1 protein-coding gene is annotated in these 1,677 nt (G+C 41.2%); it reads left to right on the top strand.

Annotated features, from left to right (window positions below; all coding sequences use genetic code 11):
* Nucleotides 1-1,677, top strand: a 1,677-nt coding sequence (locus BLR30_RS17485; protein WP_139164663.1) for a non-ribosomal peptide synthetase, incomplete at both ends; no start/stop codon positions are given.

Raw genomic sequence — 1,677 nt, forward strand, 5'->3', positions numbered from 1 at the left:
GGTCATACAACAGTTTTAGATCTATTATCAGATCGTGTTGTAGAATTTTCGGATGCTCCTGCTTTGATTTTCGGCGAATCTGAGATGAGTTATTCTGACTTTTGGGATTCCTCGCTTCGTTACGGCAATTATCTTCGCACGGAATGTGGAGTAAATAAAGGCGATCTTGTGGGGATTCTTTTGGAGCGCAGTGAAGATATGCTGCTGAGTTTGTACGGAACTCTTTGTGCGGGTTGTGCTTATGTTCCGATAGATATCAATCTTCCTGTTTCCCGTATTGAAAAGATTATTGAAGATTCGGGAATCAAGGTTTTAATTAGTTGTGAAAAATATATTCAGGATTCATTGTCTGCTCTTTGCAGGGTAATTGATCTGGATGAAGTTTCAGATGCTGTCAATTCTTATCCTGTTGCTTCTCCGGTATCTGTTGAAGGCAGTGATCTTGCGTATGTGATCTATACTTCAGGTTCTACAGGTAATCCGAAAGGAGTTATGATTGAACACGGCTCAGTATTAAATCTTGTTCAAAGCATGGATCATCGTTATCCTTTACAAAAAGGAGAACGTTATCTTTTAAAGACGATGTATGCTTTTGATGTGTCTGTAGCCGAGGTTTTTGGTTGGTTCCATCGTGGAGGAAGTCTTGTTATCCTGGGTCAGGATATGGAGAAGAATTCTGTTGAATTAGTACGTGCGGTGCGTGATTATGAAATCAGTCATATCAATTTTGTTCCTTCGATGTTCGGTGTGTTTATGGATACATTTGAGAGTATGGGCAAAGAAGCTGTAGCCAGCCTTCAGTATATCTTTTTGGCGGGCGAGGTTTTTCCATTGGAAATGCTTCATAAATTCAAATCGTATGATTTACCGGCTAAAATCCAAAACCTTTACGGTCCTACTGAAACAACGGTTTACAGTTGTGGCTACAACACAGATAACTGGTCTTCGCTGGATGTGCGTATCCCGATCGGTCGTGCTTTGGATAATATGGGGATGTATGTTTTGGACGGCTATCATCATCTTCAGCCGATTGGTATTTGGGGCGAGCTTTGTGTAGGTGGTTTGGGTGTTGCGAGAGGTTATCTTAACAACAGTTCGCTGAGTTCTGAGAAATTTATCACGGTTGATTGGTTGGATTCCGGACGTTTGTATAAGACAGGAGATATCGGACGCTGGCTTTCTAACGGAACCCTTGAGATCATGGGAAGACTGGATCATCAGGTAAAACTTCGCGGTTTCCGAATTGAGTTGGGAGAGATCGAGTCTAAAATGCTTGGTTATGCGGGAGTTAGTGGCAGTGTGGTTGTTTTAAAGGAAATAGGAGGAGATGCTCAGCTTGTTGGTTATTACACTTCAGAGGAAGCAATTCCTTTCACTTCCCTGCGAGAATATCTTCAGAATGAGCTTCCAGAATATATGGTTCCACAGTATTATGTTCATCTGGATAGTTTCCCATTAACTTCGAGTGGAAAGATTTCGAGAAATGGTTTGCCAGATGTTGATATGAGCAGTCATGATCCTCATGTAGAGGTTTCGAATGAAATAGAAGAGAGGTTATTGGATATCTGGAGTGAAGTTTTGGGTATTTCGGGCGAGAATATCAGTGCTGCGAAAAGCTTTTTCGAGTTGGGAGGGCATTCTTTGAAAGCCATGATGCTGATTAATAAAATTAATAAA

The organism is Chryseobacterium taeanense (assembly GCF_900099685.1).
Lineage (GTDB): Bacteria > Bacteroidota > Bacteroidia > Flavobacteriales > Weeksellaceae > Chryseobacterium > Chryseobacterium taeanense.